Source organism: Anaerotignum propionicum (assembly GCF_024461735.1).
GTDB lineage: Bacteria > Bacillota > Clostridia > Lachnospirales > Anaerotignaceae > Chakrabartyella.
The window spans coordinates 211,249-229,537 of sequence record NZ_JANGAD010000004.1 but is presented as its reverse complement, the minus strand read 5'-3'; the positions used below and the strand labels follow the sequence as shown (position 1 = coordinate 229,537).

13 protein-coding genes are annotated in these 18,289 nt (G+C 39.8%); 4 read left to right on the top strand and 9 right to left on the bottom strand.

Features of this window, described 5'->3' with window-relative positions:
- Window positions 1-2: 2 nt before the first annotated feature.
- The 4 genes from NE558_RS07590 to NE558_RS07575 all read right to left on the bottom strand — a co-directional run bounded on the left by NE558_RS07590 (window position 3) and on the right by NE558_RS07575 (window position 7,210).
- Complete coding sequence (locus NE558_RS07590; RefSeq protein ID WP_256149400.1) at window positions 3-488, bottom strand: DUF4330 domain-containing protein; 486 nt, start codon at window positions 486-488, stop codon at window positions 3-5.
- Window positions 485-1,597, bottom strand: coding sequence for a glycosyltransferase (locus tag NE558_RS07585; RefSeq protein ID WP_256149399.1), 1,113 nt, complete (start codon window positions 1,595-1,597; stop codon window positions 485-487). The genes NE558_RS07590 and NE558_RS07585 overlap by 4 nt, the downstream gene beginning before the upstream one ends.
- Window positions 1,579-4,716 carry a murein biosynthesis integral membrane protein MurJ gene (gene murJ / locus NE558_RS07580; protein ID WP_256149398.1) on the bottom strand — a complete coding sequence of 1,046 codons (3,138 nt, stop codon included), beginning with the start codon at window positions 4,714-4,716 and terminating at the stop codon, window positions 1,579-1,581. Before murJ ends, NE558_RS07585 begins: the two co-directional genes overlap by 19 nt.
- A gap of 142 nt (window positions 4,717-4,858) precedes the next feature.
- Window positions 4,859-7,210 (bottom strand): phosphodiester glycosidase family protein, encoded by a 2,352-nt coding sequence (locus NE558_RS07575; protein ID WP_256149397.1) that lies wholly within the window; start codon window positions 7,208-7,210, stop codon window positions 4,859-4,861.
- A gap of 407 nt (window positions 7,211-7,617) precedes the next feature.
- On the opposite strand from NE558_RS07575, the gene NE558_RS07570 reads away from it, so the two are divergent.
- Window positions 7,618-8,244, top strand: coding sequence for a LolA family protein (locus NE558_RS07570; protein WP_256149396.1), 627 nt, complete (start codon window positions 7,618-7,620; stop codon window positions 8,242-8,244).
- A gap of 111 nt (window positions 8,245-8,355) precedes the next feature.
- Window positions 8,356-8,733 (top strand): type II toxin-antitoxin system PemK/MazF family toxin, encoded by a 378-nt coding sequence (locus NE558_RS07565; protein ID WP_256149394.1) that lies wholly within the window; start codon window positions 8,356-8,358, stop codon window positions 8,731-8,733.
- Between the two features lie 143 nt (window positions 8,734-8,876).
- Here the strand turns inward: NE558_RS07565 and NE558_RS07560 are convergent, their stop codons facing one another.
- Genes NE558_RS07560 through NE558_RS07545 form a run of 4 tightly spaced genes read right to left on the bottom strand, consistent with a single transcriptional unit; the run spans window position 8,877 to window position 12,264 of the window.
- On the bottom strand, window positions 8,877-9,062 hold the full coding sequence (locus tag NE558_RS07560; protein ID WP_256149393.1) for a hypothetical protein: 186 nt from the start codon (window positions 9,060-9,062) through the stop codon (window positions 8,877-8,879).
- 11 nt (window positions 9,063-9,073) lie between these two features.
- On the bottom strand, window positions 9,074-9,688 hold the full coding sequence (gene udk, locus NE558_RS07555) for a uridine kinase (protein ID WP_256149452.1): 615 nt from the start codon (window positions 9,686-9,688) through the stop codon (window positions 9,074-9,076).
- Between the two features lie 38 nt (window positions 9,689-9,726).
- A complete protein-coding gene (locus tag NE558_RS07550) occupies window positions 9,727-11,061 on the bottom strand; it encodes an LCP family protein (RefSeq protein ID WP_256149391.1) in 1,335 nt (444 codons plus the stop codon).
- 21 nt (window positions 11,062-11,082) lie between these two features.
- Window positions 11,083-12,264, bottom strand: coding sequence for an LCP family protein (locus tag NE558_RS07545; protein WP_256149390.1), 1,182 nt, complete (start codon window positions 12,262-12,264; stop codon window positions 11,083-11,085).
- 420 nt (window positions 12,265-12,684) lie between these two features.
- On the opposite strand from NE558_RS07545, the gene NE558_RS07540 reads away from it, so the two are divergent.
- Both NE558_RS07540 and NE558_RS07535 read left to right on the top strand, forming a co-directional pair.
- Window positions 12,685-14,574 carry an LTA synthase family protein gene (locus NE558_RS07540; RefSeq protein ID WP_256149389.1) on the top strand — a complete coding sequence of 630 codons (1,890 nt, stop codon included), beginning with the start codon at window positions 12,685-12,687 and terminating at the stop codon, window positions 14,572-14,574.
- 523 nt (window positions 14,575-15,097) lie between these two features.
- Window positions 15,098-16,486, top strand: a complete 1,389-nt coding sequence (locus NE558_RS07535; RefSeq protein ID WP_256149388.1) for a sodium-dependent transporter — start codon at window positions 15,098-15,100, stop codon at window positions 16,484-16,486.
- Between the two features lie 147 nt (window positions 16,487-16,633).
- Here the strand turns inward: NE558_RS07535 and mgtE are convergent, their stop codons facing one another.
- A complete protein-coding gene (gene mgtE, locus NE558_RS07530) occupies window positions 16,634-17,977 on the bottom strand; it encodes a magnesium transporter (protein ID WP_256149451.1) in 1,344 nt (447 codons plus the stop codon).
- Between the last annotated feature and the right edge of the window lie 312 nt (window positions 17,978-18,289).

The following is an 18,289-nucleotide window of genomic DNA, read 5'->3' as shown; positions in this document are numbered from 1 at the left end:
CCTTATTCACCGTCCCTTACTTCGACAACAATACCCTTAAATGCGTACCCCTTGCCCTTTACATTTAACTCCATACCAACCTTTACCGTTGTACCCTCCACGGTAATATCCTTCTCTGTTTCCGTACCGTTACCTTCCACAGTTAAGGCGATATTGCTATATCCTTCCACAGGCAGTTTCTGATACGCGCCTGTTTCCTTGCTGAAAATCACTTCCGTATAGGGTTCGGAGGTAACCTCTTTGGCAACGCCCAAATAAGCACCAGTGGAACTGTTAAAAACTTTACCGTCAATCACAGGCGCCTTGGCCGTTTCCGATAGAACTTCTCTTCCCTCTACAACGTAAGTATAAGTTTTTGTGGCAGAAGTGTCCTGTTTTCCACCGCCCATAAATAGCTTAACTCCAATAATCCCTGCAATAATGATAAGCAGAATCAAAATGATATCCACAATATTGAATATCCCAAATAGTTTTCTGTTTTTCTTCATTTTCTTTCCTCCAAATAGAGCCGCTCAATTCTAGACGTCATTTTCCGGGCAGTAAAGTTCTCTCTTGCCCAAGCTTTGGCATGAACTGCAAGCTTTTGATAATTTTCTTCATCCTCAAAAACCTCGGTAATCCTTTCAGCCAATGCCTTCCAATCCCCTACGGAAACAAGATAGCCATTTTCACCATGACGGATCACTTCATTCACGCCGCCACTGTCTGTACCCACAGCAGGTATTCCCACGCTCATAGATTCAATCACCGATAAGCAGAGCGCCTCTTGCTTCGACGTAATTACGTTCAGATCCAATGCAGCCTCTATTTTTTCCACATCCTTTACAAAGCCTGTAAAGAAAACATGGTCTAAAATTCCCAATTCCTTTGCTTCATCCTCCAAGGAGGCTCTCAAACTGCCATCACCAATAATATAAAAGGCAAAATCCTGTCGATGACTTAAAATTTCCTGAACCGCCAGAAAAAAAGTCTTATGATCCTTCACCTCTTCCAGCCTTGCCACAATGCCAACAGCTTTTTTCAGAGGATCCCCCCCATAGTTTGATAGAATCTCCCATCTTTCTGCCGAAGAAATTGGCTCAATGGCGTCAATGCCGTTATAAATAACCACAATCTGCTTGGGGTCCGTTCCACCGGCAATCATACTATGCTTTACTGCTTTACTTACAGCAATAATGGTGTGGCTGTATAACTTGTTCAGGGTTCTTCTTGCAATTTTTTTCCCTAGAGAGCCCGGTTCCCCTTCCATACAATGCTTTGTATTAATAATTTTAGGAACCTTGGCTTGCTTTGCCGCTATTCTTGCTGACAAACTGGCATGGGTATGAACAATATCCGGTTTTTCTTCCTTAAATAAATCATAAAGAGGCTTTTGTGCCTTTTTATCAAAGGATTTGTCATCCATTTCTTTCATGGGAATCACTGCCACATCCAATGCAGTCACTGCAGCATAAAGGGCGCTGTCGTCAGGCAAAACCACCCAAACGTCAAACTTATCCCTATTATGATGCTTCAGATAGTTCAGCAGCCATCTTCCTGCTCCACCAATATTACGGTCAGTCAAAACATGGAATACTTTTATTTTTCTCTCTGCCACTGCTTTTCACCCACTCTCACGCTTGCCATACCAATACCCATAAAGCACCAGAATAGCAAAACTATACTATAGTCAAACCAAATATGGTCCGTCATTCCCTGTAACAATAATCCCGCAAATCCGCCGAAAAAGGCCGCCAATAGCATATGGAATCGCTTAGGAACTCTAACCATACTGCCATAAAGCTTTTGGAAAAAGAACAGAAATAATACAATTAAAATCACAAAACCTAATATGCCAAGCTCGATAAATTCCTGTAAAAATAAATTATGCACATGGTAAGCATTGGCCGCTTCAAAAGAAAACAGTGGATAAACCTGATTAAAAGCATCCACACCGATTCCTGTTGCCCAATAGTGCTTTACAATCTCCCCACCTGCTCGATAAATTGACAAGCGATATTGAGAAGAAGAATCGCTCATGGTAATTGAGCTTGCCAATCTGGCCCAAAGAGACGCAGGCAATACAAAAGGCATGGCCACAAGTCCCGCCAATCCCAGAGGGATTAACCTCCGCTCCGCCAAAAGCACAAAGAGCCCTGCGGAAAGCATTAATCCAAGCATTGCCCCTCGAGAGTTGGTGGCAAGCAGACCTAAGCAAATCACACCAAAGCAACCTAAATAGAAAAATCTTCCCAACCAATTTCGTACCTTCCATAGCATTCCTGCCGCAAGGGAGCCGATTAAAATCAAATATTCACCTAAAACATTGGGGTTATTAAAGGTTCCATATGCACGGGTTTGGATATTAAAGCTTTCTGCGTCCACCCAAGCCGCGTCCATTTCAACCCCAACAACATATTGATAAACCGCATAAAGGGCAATCAAAACCCCAGTAGAAATCATAACAAAAATTACAAAATCCAGTTTCTCCTCAGTGTCTATACAGTCCTTGGCAACAAAAAACATTGACATAAAAAGTAAGAAAATCGCCATAACTTGTAAAGCTCGGGGGAAATGATAGCTAGTAAAACTGCCATAAATCAAGCAAATACCAAACAGTCCCAAAAATATACTAACTAAGCTTGTTCGCTGTACGCGAATACGCCCTAAGAATAGGTTAATTCCATACAATCCTAAAGTCCCAAAACAAAGGAGCGCCAATAGCATTGTGGGTAAAATGGGAATGGCAAACACAATGGCACATAAACATAAAATAATAAAATTCTGATTGAACACCCGAAGGAAAAAGCTTTCTCCAAAGGCTATTGCAAGGGTATTTCTCTTTTCCTTCACGGCCTTGCCTGAAAGAACCGTCAGCCTATGCCATGCTCTGGGTATTCGTCCATGCCATGTCCCCAAGGAAGCATCCCAATTTCCACGGAAAAACCCAAGGATTCCACTTTGCCAAAATGCATTTCCTATCCCCACGCTAACTTTACTGTAGCAAGCATAAACCAAGCTCCCCATCCAAAGATGAACCACAGTGGTTATGATTTTTTCTATCACACGGAAGCAAAAACTATCTTCAATTATCCAAGAAATTCTTTGGAACATGCGAATATATCCTCTCTGTTCTTTTCTTCTTCTATTATGGTTGTCCATGGAATCGGATTTTCCTCTGTTCCTAAATTTCCCTAATAGTGAAAATACCATTTTGGCTTCCTCAATGCCCAAGGCAAAAGAAAGCAACATATAGGCTGTCCCACCAATTGCGACAGGAATACCCAGAACAAGAACCCGACCGATTAATCGCATACCCACTCTTGCTTCAAGAAAGCGAAAACTTGACAATACGAAAACAAGCATAATCCCAGCACTCAATGCCATCTTACCAAGGCCAATAATCAGCTTTTTATCAATTATTTCAGGGTACTGTTTCACCGTTGGTACCAAAAGCATTACTGCCGCCACTGTTGATGAAGCCGCAGCTGCCAATGCTAAACCGCCAACGCCCATAGGCTCTAATAATAATTTGCACAAAATTGCATTCACCACAACCGATACAACCCCTGAATAAAATGGGGTCTTTCCATCCTGATTTGCATAAAAAGCCCTGCTCAAAATGGTTTGTATCCCATAACCAATCATTCCAAGGGAGAAAAAGAATAGAGCTGTAGAGGTTAAACGGGTTCCTTCAGCGTTGAAAGCCCCTCTTTCATAAATCAACGCAACTAAGGGATAACTCAATGCCATGATCCCAACCATCATTGGAATCAGCAAAAACATCATAGAGCGCAGAGTGGCCTTTACGGTAATACCAAACTCCTCCTGATTCTCACCGCTGGAAATACGGGAAAGCTTGGGGAAAATTAAATTGGCAATGGCCAAAACAAACACACCCACAATAATGGTATATAAGTTATTGGCATAATCCAATACCGAAACACTTTGCTTCCCATTGGAAAGCTGAGAAGCAAAGCGGCAGTTAATCATAAAATTGATAGGCTGTACCCATGTGGCAATCATAACAGGCAACATCAACTTGCCGATTTTTTTCAAGCCCTCATCCCGAAAATGGAAGTCCGGTCGATACCAATACCCTTTTTTCTGCAAAGAAGGAATCTGAATAAATGCCTGCATGGCCCAACCAATTAAAAAAGCCGCAGTTAATCCATATATTCCATATTTCTCATTGAAAAATATATAATATAAGATAATAATTGCGTTGGAAGCCACGCTGATTGCCGCTGGCACATTAAATTCGTCTAAAGATTGCAGAATTCCCACAAAGGAGAAAGCAATAGCAGTAAATAGAATGGTTGGAAAAAGCATACGAGCAAGGGAGGCACACAGTTGCGCCGCTTCGTTATCAAAGCCAACTGCAAACAGCCATACAAACTGTTCGGCAAAGATAATGCCAAATACCATTAAAACAAAAGTTACTACTGTAATAAGGGTAACAAAACGATTGGCAAGAGAAAAGGCTTCTGCTTTCCCTTTTTTTTGTAGATACTCATTAAAGATAGGAATAAAACTTGCTGAAATTGCCGAAGCAAAAACAGCATCAAAAAAAGTCCTGGGAATGCGGCTGGCAAGCATAAATGCCGCTGCTTCCATACCCAAGCCATAATTTGCAGCAAGAAATTGTTCTCGCATCAAGCCAAGAACCTTCCCCACCAATGTTATCATCATCATAAAGCTGACAGCTTTCACTGCCTGATTGCCTTTTTGTGACATAATTGTTCTCCTGTTGAAAAGCTCCCTTAAGGAAGCAAAAATTTTTGCAGACACACAAGATGGGTAGAGATTATTCTCCACCCACCTAATCTTACCTTATTTTGCCCAATTTTACAATAAATACTGTAAATTTGAAAGATTATTATACCTTGCCTATTTCATAAGAAATATCCTGACCCTGAACACGTAATTTCAACATGCTAAAGTTGCCATTTACACTGCCATCTGTCTTCCAAAGATTGGGAAGATTGATATAACGCACACCGTCCTTTGCCGATGTCCACTGGGCAGTACCACAACAGGATACCACAAATACTGTTTTGCCTTGGGCAACATATTTATTCAAAATTCCACGGAAATACGAAGTCTCAGCTGCTGATTTAAATTCTCCAGGTGTTTTATCCATAATAATTACAATCGTGTCATTATTTGAAGCATCCAAATCTCTGGTTAAGCTTGCATACTGGGTAGGGTTTGTGGCACGAATGCCTCCCCCTGACGCAGAAACCATGGCTACGCTTGTGCCACCTCTGCTTAAGAACCGATAACCGCCATTCCAGCTCAAGGTATCCAGCTTGGGTGCCGTTTTAATGTCGTTTGTGCCACCGTAGATTGCCACCTCTGCATTGGAATCCACCGCATCTCTTACCCTTGTTCTTACATCCGCATAAGTTGTATCATTAATCTTTTCTGTGCCGTTGTAAGCCACAGTACCTGAAATATTCAGATAAAAAGCACCATCATTTGCCTTTGTAATTTTCTTTTGCAAAGGATCCTCCGCTGTGGTGGCATTTGGCGTTGTCACAGCCTTGCAGTCCCCAACAGTCACTGAGATATAAGCAGTTTGCCCATCTCTGGTACATTTAATATAGGTTGAACCTGCTTTTGTTGCAGTAAAAACATTGGACTTCATCGTGCCAATGGAAGGATCTGCAACCTCATAATTAGTTGTTGTGGACACCCAATGATTGAAACCATCTGTATCAAGCACCTGCATAGCAATGGTTGCTGTTTCCCCCGCCTTGTTCAGCTTTATACTGTTTGAAGAAGGCTTCAATTTGCTTGTTGTTGCAGAAACAACCCCAGTCTGGGAAGCTGTCTTATCCTTGTAAAGAGCGGTAACTTCAAAAGTTCCCTTCTGAGAAGGAATAAAATCATATCCATTCCAAGTGCCCTCCACGCCAACTGCTTGCATGGTAACCTCATTTGCAGGAATTTCAATTCGATTATAATATTCATCTAAGCCATAAACTTTAAATGTCATTGTCTTATTGGGAAGTGTCCGAACCAAGGATGGCGTAATGGCTATTTTCTCAATTTCACCTGCTTGTGCCCTCTGAAAAATACCTACCGCATTAATTACTTTTCTTTCGGAGCCGTCAGAAACCGTGTTTTTTACAGCTACTGCTGAATCATCCACAGTTTTTACTGCCATTGTTGAAGAACCACCGCCATCTAAATGCATGGCATTATATGCGCCGTATTCTCTCATATACGCACCCATTTCGCTATGGGTTACACCAACGCTGTCACCACGACCATCAACCACCATAAAAATAGCAGTTTTCCCGTCTTGAGAAATACCAAAAGCTGTTCTGGGTTGACGTCCTGTTGCCACAATTGCAGTAGCAGGTGCCTCAGCTCCATCAATGAGAAGCTTTCCGCCACCGCCAAAAGCGAACTCCTTATTTTCAAAATCAACGGAGCTATTAATATTTAAGGTAATAGCATCATTCACCTGAAATACATTGGCTGCATTGTTACGATAATCCTTACTCATCACAATCAAATATCCGTCTTCGGGAACGGCTACAGTTTCTCCCGGTTGTGAAATGTAGGTAATCATGTCACCTTCCACCACAAATTTTACAAGCTCCGGAAAACGTTTGTCCAAATCCGCTGTACTTTTTGCCGCTTGTTTATCAAAATAAATGGGGTAAACCATGGCAGTCACTTTGTTCATAGATGCAAGCTCAATGGCTTTCTGGCTATTGGCAAAGGTTGCGGTCATTTTAAAATAATCGAAAAAGGGATTATTGTTTTCATCCATGAAAAAGGATGCATATAAATCCCCATCATGATTTAAAGATGTACCAGCCGAAACCAATTCTCCATCCCTCATTACTGCTCCAAAAGGTGCCGAATAGCTACCGGACATACCAAAAAAGTCGGAATTTACTCCAGCAAGGGCACCGTTATCAGCCAAAAGCTTTTTCACAGTTTCCTTTAAGCCATATTCAACAGTACTCTCCACTTCTTTAAATTCCAGTGTACTTTCTGTTAAGTCTACCTTTAAAACATGCAGATTCTGAATGCCTGCATCGGTCATACGACTGCTTTTTTCGTAAACAACTCCACGGGTTACTGTCTGCTCTGTTTTTTGATCATAATATGTAGTAGCACCAAAGACCCCTGTGGTGGACACAGAAATAGTCAATGTTGCCGCCAGCAAAGCCCCTAGTAGTCTTCTCATTTTTCCTAATCGATATTTCATTGCCCAATCTCCTTTATTCCATAATTACTATTTAGACGCACTCTTTTGGTTTTTGTTCCCAAAAATTTTTCGGAGATTTCCCAAAAAAGACGTATTCTGTCAACTAACGACTTTCATTTTAGCACTTTTCAGTATAGATTTCTTCCTAATTCAAAAAATTTAATATATATGTAATATTTCAGTATAATGCTTCCAGTTAACTAAATTCCTTTTCTCCCATGGGAAAAAGCTGCTTTTTCTGATGAAAAAGACAGCACAAAAAAAGTTTTCTATCTAACTATCTCGTTGCTTTCACTTGCCTTATTGGAATTTATGAAGGGATATCTTCTTTTTCCCATCCTTCTTCTCATAGAAAATTTGTCCTTTTCATAAAATAATACTGATACAAATTAGGAGGTATTAATGATATGAAGAAAGCAGTAGCCGTTTGTCTTAGTTTACTCCTTCTTTTTAGCCTTGGCGGATGCAAAAAAGAGGAGCCTTTATCAGAACTGGAGACAATACAAAAGCAACTAAACGAAATGGATGGGTATTACTGTACCGCTTCCCTCACCCGCATCTCCAACAAAGGGGAAACCACTTACGGCACCAAGCAGTACGCCAAATCAACGGGGGAATATCGTCTAGAGTTAACCTCACCTGAAAACGTGGCTGGCAACTATACCATATTTGACGGTCAAAAAATTTGCCAGTATAACCCCAGGTTGAATAACCAACTGGTAAGGGATGTTCCTGCTTCCCAGCACAGAAACGAATTATTTTTAGGGCAGTTTATTAAAAACTATATGAAGTCTGAAGGAGTGGGTGTAGAAGCTGCCGCCTTGGATGAGTCCAAATGCATTGTAATGGAAGCCGTAATCCCAGGTACTGATGGTGCTTTATCCTCAGAAAAACTATGGGTAGACCGAGAAACCTATTTACCAAAACGCCTTGTTTTATATGACAACCAAGGTCAAGAGCGTTATCGTCTGGATTATGATGAATTTGTTTATAATCCAGATTTTGAAGAAAATCTTTTTCAAATTAAAGAATAAAGGCTCTATTTCGTGGCAATAATGGTAGCAGTCAGGACAGAAGCCAAATTTTAACATTACATATTTCTATGCCGCTGCTGCCTGATGAATTTTTCAGCGGAGCGTGAGCCTATGATCGTTAGAAGAGGAGATATTTTTTTTGCAGACCTAAGCCCAGTTGTGGGCAGTGAACAAGGGGGAATACGCCCCGTATTAATCATACAAAACGATGTAGGCAATAAATATAGCCCCACTGTCATCTGTGCCGCTATAACATCGCAGATGAATAAAGCAAAGCTTCCAACACACATCCCCCTATCCGCCGCGGAATATGACTTACCTAAGGATTCTGTCATTTTACTGGAACAAATCCGCACCATTGATAAGCAAAGGCTGAAAGAAAAAGTATGCCGCTTGGACACGGAAATGATGCAGCGGGTAAATCAAAGCTTATTGGTCAGCCTTGGTTTGCAGCAAGCTTCGCAACAAAAAGGGGTATCAAATGAATAAGAAGAACACAAGGCGGCTTCCTTTCAGAGAAGCCGCCTTGTTCATATGATTTCATGAAAAAAGCAATGATCTTTATAAAAAATCATTGCTTTTATTTTTTTGTTATCTTAGAAACAATATTTGCTGGCTGTTCATAAATCTATTCAGCCTTTTCTGCCTTTTGAAGCCAACAAAAGCCACAAAAAATATAAGCCGATGAAAACAACAGTAAATAAGATTATATTTTTTATCGTAACAGGCTGGCCTATCATTAGTAATGTGCCATGATAGACTATTGTAGAAAGAATTCCCGTTCCGAAAGCTTTTTTGAATATGTCAAACCAATTCATACCTTATCCCCTTAAATCATGGTACCACACACATGGTTATGTATCCTCTGAATTAATATATCCAGAGCAACCACGTTGTTACCGCCTTCTAATACAATAATATCTGATGAGCGCTTGCTGGGTTCAACAAACTGCTCATGCATCGGCTTAACCGTTGTCAGATATTGAGAAACTACGGAATCCAAACTTCTGCCTCGCTCTTGAACATCCCGCAAAATACGCCGCAAAATTCTTACATCCGCATCGGTATCCACAAAAATTTTTATATCCATGAGATTGCGCAAAAATTCATTTTCAAAAATCAGAATACCCTCTATCACAATAACCTTTGTGGGTTGAATCACCATGGTCTGGGCAGAGCGGTTGTGGTCTGCAAAATCATAAACTGGACACTCTATCTGCATGCCTTGTCTAAGCATCTGAATATGTTCAATCATAAGCTGAGTATCAAAAGCATCAGGATGGTCGTAATTTAATAAGCTGCGCTCTTCATAGGACATATCGTCATGGCGCTTGTAATAATTATCATGATATACCACAGTTACATCATTGCCAAAGCGTTCCTTAAGTCTGTTGGTCAGCGTTGTTTTCCCGCTGCCCGTTCCACCAGCAATACCGATAATCATTATATCATCCACTGAATTTGCCTCCCCTTTCGTTTTACCTACTGTTCCTTTGTCCCCAATATAATTCTAATATCCGCATTTGTCCCAATCTCGTTGGGTGCAACCTCTACCTTTGCATCTTTAAAGAAGGAAATCAGATCGGCACCAATCCCCTCATTCTTCACTTGAATTCTTGTATAGGTATTATGTTGTCCCGTGTAATTAGAGGGTGAACCCACTCGATACCCCGCATCCTCCAGCTTTTTACTATAGGTTGCAGCCAAGCCGTTTATATCCCCTCCGTTGGCAACCTCTATCAAAAGCGCCTTGCTATCTGAGGCAGTACCTTGGGTATCCGATGCAGCTACACTATAAAATACACGATCAACCATCTCTCTGGTTGCTTCTGCATCGTGAAGAAAATAAGACACGCTGCCAACATACTGACCAACACCAGGAAGGGTCTCCATAGAGACGTTACCCATATTTATTTTATCTACATAATTTACATATTTTAATGCGTCCGCCATGGATATATCTGTATCAATGTACTTGTACATAACAGAAATTAAGTCGGGAAGGTTTTTTAAAATTGTTTCTGTGCTTAAAACCTTTTCAGCCAAGGCTTTTAAAAATAATTGCTGCGTTTGAATACGTGCCACGTCTCCCTCAACATAACGACGGAAGCGAACTAACTGCTCAGCTTTTTCTCCATCCAGATGTTGGTCTCCTTTTTTTAGATTAATCAAAGGATCCCCGGTATCCCGCATGTCCCAATACATATCCTGAGGCACATACATATCCACGCCGCCAATGGCATCCACAATGGCACGAAATGCCTCCAAATCTATTTTAACATAGTGGTCAATCTTAATCCCCAATAGGTCTTCTATTTCCAAAACCGTATTCTGACATCCAATTTTTTCACCGCTGTACGCGTGCACCGCATTTAACTTTGTTACTTGATTGTAAGAACGACCCTCAGCTTTGATATTCGCCTTAACTTCATCTGTAAGGGAAACCCTAGTATCTCTCGGCAAAGAAACCAAACTTATGCTTTCAGCCGCACTATCATAATGTACAACAAAAATAACGTCCGTGCGGGTTCCATCCTTATCCACGCCAAATACCGCAACATTCATTTTGATATTGCGTTTTAACAATGCATCCAAAAGGCTGGTATCCGATGCATTGTTTCGCACCACTCCTTTGTCTGCAAAGGGAGGATTACCCGTTATTTTGTAATATGCAAAGCAAGCCCCACCGGCCAGCATTACAAATGCCAAAACAATAGATACTACTATTTTAAAGAACACCTTCACTGGGTTAAAACCCTTTTTCTTTGGTGTAGTTCGTTCTGCTTGCCGTACAGGCTTTCTTTGTTTTCCGCTCATCTTCTCACCTATCTGTCTTTTTTATTCTGCCATATTTTGCTCCGATTCCGGGGTTTCAATACCATAAATTAAACTTTGAATCAAAGCCTTTGTTCCCGCTTCATCCATATCAAAGAATTTCCCACCTTCACCTGGAATGGTAACCGTCGTCATTTTTGCAGGATCAATTTCTTTTAAATATTTCACATATTTCAATGCCTCAGAAAGAGTGATATCACTTTCCGTCTTGTCCAAAGCAACTTGAATGAGACTGCTCATATTTTTTATTATTGATTCTGTACTGCAAACTTTTGCCAAAAATGCACGCATAAAATCCTGCTGAACTTGTATTCTTTTCAGATCCTTTTGGGCATATCCCTCTCGAAAGCGCACCAATTGTTCCGCTTTTTTTCCATCTAAGTGTTGGAACCCTGGTTGAAGGTCAATATACAAATCCTGATAAGGATCAACATAGTAAAGCCTGTCCTTCACCTCCATATCAACGCCGCCGATGGCATCTACAATATCACGAAATGCAGTTAAATCTACCTTAACATAGTAATCAACCTGTATTCCAAGAATTTCCTCCATCATCTTAACGGAAAAAGCACAACGGTTGTCCTTTCCTGCATAGGCATGCAATTCCGTCAGCTTGCATTCTCCATAAACACCGTCTCTCTTTGGAACAGTCCTTCCATTTTTCTCCAAAATAGAAGTCATCTCATTGGTCATTACCACCCTTGTATCTCTGGGAACCCCGATTAAGCTAAGTGCCTTTGTTCTGGTGTTAAAGCTGGCTATCATGCTCACATCAGCACGGAATCCATCCTCATCCGTACCTAAAATCGCCAAATTGATAATTTCATCTTCAATCTCAGAGGGTGAAGAAGCAGAAACCTGAAAAGTTGGTTTCTCAGCCTTTCCTTCCCATTTTTGCAGTGCAACATATGCCTTGGAGCCACCATATACCAACCCCAGAAAAAAAAGAATGCCAAAAACCATAAAAAATCCTTGCATCCTTCTTTTTTGTGCCAATCTTCTGCGCCTGACATTTCGTTTTCCTTGGGGTGCTTTTGCCGGCACCTCTTTATATACCCTTGCAATTGGTTTTTGCTCAACTCTCCTCCGTTGACCCCTTACTTCCTGCCGCCGAGCAACCTGCCTCTTTATATTTATCTCGTCACGTCTATCTCGATACTCATAATCTATTCTTTTTCTTCGCATTCTACGTTTCTCCTCAAACGTCAGCCTACACTGACAATTCTATAACTTATTTATTATACCAAAGCATGCAAAAACTGACAATAAAAAATAGCAGCATTTATAAATCTAAGCTGTTTTTCTACAATTTCAGCACTTACAACCTTTAAGCCTGCATAAAAAGAACGACCATTTGTCAAGTTTCATTCGAAAACCAATTATATTTTCTTCCAAACTTTAAATCGTTTTAACATGAACTCCAAACTAGCCCTTGGTTTTGGAGATATTATGGTGCTTTTATCCACAATTAGATTATACAGGATTTTTCTATGTAAAATTTTACAAATTTCTTAAGGTAAATTCGACATTATTTTGCAATTTCTTTACTTTTATCGAAAAAGCCCTTATAATGCAAGCAATGAAATTTTTTCGGAGGTCTTAAAAATGACAGAATCAAACTTAAACAATAAAGAAAATAAACTTTTCTTATTCCTAAAAAAACATAGACTATGGATTATTTTAATCACAGCCTCAGTTATCATAACTGGAGGGGTCTTTCTCATCACATCAAATCATCTATATTTGCTCTTCCTCAATTTTTTACATTTTCCTGCATTATTCATCTTGAATATTTTACCTGTATTCCTATTAATAGTGCTTGTTTATTTTATAACCGGAAAGGCTGCCTTCTCAGCAACATTAAGCGCTGCTGTTTTTTTTATCTTATCCTTTGTTGACAAAATAAAAATAACTATGCGACAAGAACCACTGCTCCCCTCTGATTTAACCTTGGCGAAAGAGGTATGGGCCATTGTCAAAAACTTTCCACGCCCTCAACTTATCCTCGTTGCTCTTTCCTTCATGGCACTCATCGTTCTTTTGGGTTCGGCATTTTACTTATCAAAAGGAGAAAAGCCTCAATGGAAAATCCGGATAATTGGTTTTCTAGTCTTTCTTGTAATCGGATATGGTGTCAATACATTGTTATTTGCCAATGTTGCCCTATATAATAAATTTCCCGTCATGGGGAACCCCTATTTTCAAGTAAACCAATATAACTCCAAGGGAATGATCTATTCCTTCTGTCATCAATTTAACATTACAAGGGTAACGTCACCTCAGGGTTACGATAAGGCATTTTTTGACCAGTTAGAAAGTGCTGAAACGGTAACCACAGCGCCTAATAAGCCTCATATTGTCATGATTATGGGAGAAGCATTTTCCGACTTAAGTGATAATCCCAACTTGGACTTTACAAATTATAAAGATCCTTTGGAAAACTTTAGGGAGATGGCAAACAGTAAGAACGCAGTCAGTGGTAAAATTGTAGTACCTGGCTTTGGTGGTGGTACTTCAAACACAGAGTATGATGTGCTAACGGCTTGCCCAACCAGACTTCTGAACAATCCATTGCCATCCTATAATTTTATCCGTCAACCCTTTGATGCACTGCCTGAAAGATTGGCACAAATGGGATACGAAACCCAAGCTATTCATCCAGGTTATCAGTGGTTTTATAACCGTAAAAATGTGTATCCAAATTTAGGTTTTGAAAACAGTTACTTTTTGGAAAGCTCCTTCGACTTGGCAACACAGGGAATAGGCGGATATATTAGCGACAAGGCAGCCATGGATAGCATTATAAAGAACTTAGATACCCATATTAAAACAAAGGATACTCCGCTATTTTCTTTTACTGTAACCATACAGAACCATGGGCCTTATGATGGCCATTATGGCACTTTGCCAAAAAGCTTTGATACGGATATTACATTGACAGATACCCAAAATGACTTATTGACTCAATATTTTAAAGGAATTCACGATGCAGACCATGAGTTAGGACGCTTAAGAGATTATGCACAAGAGAGCACCGAGCCTATTGTGATTGTATATTTTGGAGACCATCTTCCCGGTTTCTCCAATGGTATGGAATTTTTTGACCTCCTAGATTATCCTATAAATCCAAACGGCACATTGGAAGAACGCCTTGCTTTATATGAAACACCTTTTCTGATTTGGCAAAATGATGCTGCAAAAAAACAGTGTGCCTTTCATGATACAGCAAAGGATGCGAAGCTGCCTGCCTCTGGGATAATCAATGCCCATTATTTAGGCGCCCTTCTGACGCAGCTGTTAGATATGAAAGGAGTTTCGCCTCTTTTTGATTACGCAAACCAAGCACGCCAAGTACTTCCATCAGGTACAAATAATATTTATGTTGATAACAACGGAAGTTTTTCAGACGTAGCAACAAAGGAACAGTTGGATGTGATACATCGCCTTCAAGACTGGCAATACTATAAACTTTTTGATCAAACAAAAATAAAATAGTCACCAATAATTTTCGCAGTGAGAAATATTTCACTGCTTTTTTCTTTTTATGAAATTAATTACAGTTTGATAAAATTGGTTTGTCTTCTTGATAATACATAAATATACAAATATATTCTTATTTTACTTAAATAATGAATAATAAGTCACTTAAATATTTTTAAAATGCTATGGTTTTATCGCATTTTTTGGTTATATTCCTTGGTCTCAAAACGTATTTTATAAAAATGAATATTATAACGCACAAAAAAAATTATTTATTTTTCATTTTTTTATTGAATTTGATTAATTTTTCATGTAAAATAAAAAGCAATCCATCACCATCTGGAGTTTATGGTAATTGTATGTACACCGCTCGGTGTCACAATGATGTCACGGGGCAAATAATGCAAGATTACTTGGAGGGAGGGCTTAAGGTGTAGCATTTTTTCGTCACACGAAACTTTTGTGGCGAGTAGTTGCTTGATGGATTTGACTAGGAATAGTCAAAACGAAATTATTCATTTTTTTAAGGAGGTATTATATGTCAGCATCATTAGAAAACCGCGGTCAATTTGGCTCCAAACTAGGCTTTATCCTTTCTGCGGCTGGTTCTGCAGTAGGTCTTGGAAACATCTGGAAATTCCCTGGCAAAGCATATAATAATGGCGGTGGATCTTTCCTGGTAATCTACATACTTATGGTAGCTTTAATCGGTACAACAGTAATGCTTGCAGAATTTACGCTTGGTCGTAAAACACAAAAAAACGCAGTTGGTGCTTTGCGCGAACTCAACGCAAAATACTCTTGGGTCGGCGGTCTTGGAATTTTAACCGGTTTTATTATTCTATGTTATTACTGTCAGGTTGGCGGCTGGACCATCAAGTATATTGTTGCTTATCTTACAGAGTCTGCCACCGTATACGCTGACCCTACAGCTTACTTCCTGAACATGTTGGGTGTTAACGGTTTCCCTCTGGAAGGTGCTATCATTTACCCCCTCATCTTCCTTGGTCTGACAGCTTTTATTATCAGCCGTGGTGTTGCTGAAGGTATTGAAAAACTCAGTAAATTCCTTATGCCTTTATTGTTCGTTCTGTTGTTAGGCTTAATGATTCGTGCTTGTACATTGCCCGGCGCAGGCGAAGGTGTTGCTTACATGTTCCACTTTGATCCTTCCACAATCAATGGCAACTCTTTCCTTGTAGCACTTGGTCAGGCATTCTTCTCCCTATCTTTAGGTATGGGCGTTATGATTACTTATGCTTCTTACCTGAGCAAGGACGATAACTTAGTAACAAATACAGGCGTAGTTTGTGTATTGGATACATTAGTTGCATTGTTTGCGGGCTTTATGATTATTCCCGCTGTATTCGCAACAGGTATTGACCCTGGCATGGGTGGTGGATTTGCTTTCGCAACACTCGCCGGTGTATTTATGTCAATTCCAGGGGGTACAATTTTCGGTTTATTATTCTATGCATTATTATTCTTCGCCGCAATTACATCCTCCATCTCCATTCTGGAAGGCACCGTAGCCTTTCTGGTTGAAGAAAAAGGTATGGAGCGTAAGAAAACTGTTGTTTATGTTTCCGTTGTACTATTCTTGATCGGTATTTTCTATACACTGTCTCAGGCATATTTACCCATCAAGGGTGTTTGGTGGTCATTGAATGGTATTGAATTCCCTATCTTTGGTGACTTTATGGAATACCTGACTGACCGTTTACTGTTGCCTTTCGGTGCATTCTTCACAACGGTATTCGTTGGCTGGGTTTGGGGTACTGATAATGCAATTAAGGAAGCAAGCTCTGATGGAAAATTTAAATTTAGTCTTGCTCCCTTCTGGGCATTCCTTGTAAAATTTGCAGCTCCTATCGCTATTTTATGGATTATTGTAGCAGGCCTATTGTTAGGTATGTCTATTTCCTAATACCTATGGATGTAAAAAATACGAGAAGCATTCATATATTCTCCAAAGGGTGTCGACATTGTCGACACCCTTTTTTTAATTCCAAATTTCAGCATACAAAAAGCGGCACATAGTTCAATGCCGCTTTTTAAGACAACTATTCAGATCTTATATTACCAAGATCGTTGCAATACTAAAATAAATGACCAATGCAACAGCATCAACTACAGTAGAAATCAATGGTCCTGCCATCATTGCCGGGTCAAGCTTCAGAGCCTTTGCTAAAATCGGAAGCAAACAACCGATGGTTTTTGCTAAAACAACCACTGCGGCCATACTTAACGAAACTGAAAAATCAATCCAAAAACCTGTATCCCGATTCACTAAAGTCATTTTCAGCATATTAATCAATCCTAATGCAACGCCACATAAAACGCCAACACGAATTTCCTTCCAAACAACCTTTAGTGCATCTCTTATTTCAATCTCTCCTAAGGCCATACCACGAATAATCATAGTAGAAGCCTGTGAACCTGCATTTCCACCTGTGCCTGTAATAATAGGAATAAATCCGGAAAGTACCACAGCCACCTCTAAAAGACTATTGAAATGACCAATAACTAAACTGCTTAGAGTTCCGGAAATCATTAAAACAGAAAGCCAAACAATTCTGTTTTTTGCTAATACCATAACAGGGGTTTTTAGATATTCTTCATCAGATGGGATCAAAGCCGCCATCTTTTCCATATCCTCTGTTGTTTCTTGCTCAATAACATCTACGATATCGTCAACGGTAATAATTCCAACTAAACGCCCTTCTGTATCAGTAACAGGTAAAGCCATCCAGTTGTATTTTTTAAAGATGTTTGCTACCTCTTCCTGATCATCAGTCGTTAATACAGAAACAACGTCATCCTGCATCAGCTCATCTATGGTATTGTCATCCGCCGCACAAATTAGCGTTCTTAGCGGAATAACTCCAATCAGCTTTCTTTGATCATCTATGACATAACAAGTATAGATTGTTTCCTTATCCGTTCCCGTTTGCTTAATCTGCTTCATGGCATTGGCCACAGTCATGCTGCTGCGTAGTCTTACGACCTCAATGGTCATTAAGCTTCCTGCTGAATTTTCAGGATAATTTAAGAAACGGTTAATCAGCTTTCTCGTATCCGCATCTGTGTTACGCAAAACCTTTTTCACAAGATTCGCAGGTGCCTCTTCCAAAAAGTCCACTGTATCATCCAAAAACATCTCGTCCACAATGTTGCGAACTTCTCTATCTGTTATGGAATGAACAATATGCTCCTGGGTATCACTATCCATATAAGAAAAGACCTCTGCCGCCATATCTTTGGTCAGCAAACGGAACACAAAAAGCTGTTTTTCCGCAGTCAATTCTTCAAAATACTCTGCCACATTGGCAGGCTGTTCTGAGTTCAATTCCTCTTTTAATCGAGCATATTCCCCTGATTCCATTAATTTATTTAAGAAATCAAATAATTCCTGCATTTCCTCCATAATCTTCACCCCGTTCCAATAAAAAAACACGACTTATTTTTTTCAAATTAGCCGTGTATTATCCGAAAAAAGGCGTACGAACTGAAGGGTTTAGTCCAAGTCATAAGGCAAACCCAAATACACGGCAATATTTAACTGATACGTTCGATAACTCTCAGGTTCTAAAGGTATACTTTCACTTTTGCCGTCCATTCAAATCCACCTCAGCTTTCATAAAAAAAATTAATATATACTTAGTATATGCTTGAAAAAATTTAACGTCAACACCATATGAGAAATTTCTTCGAAAACTTTCAAACTTCA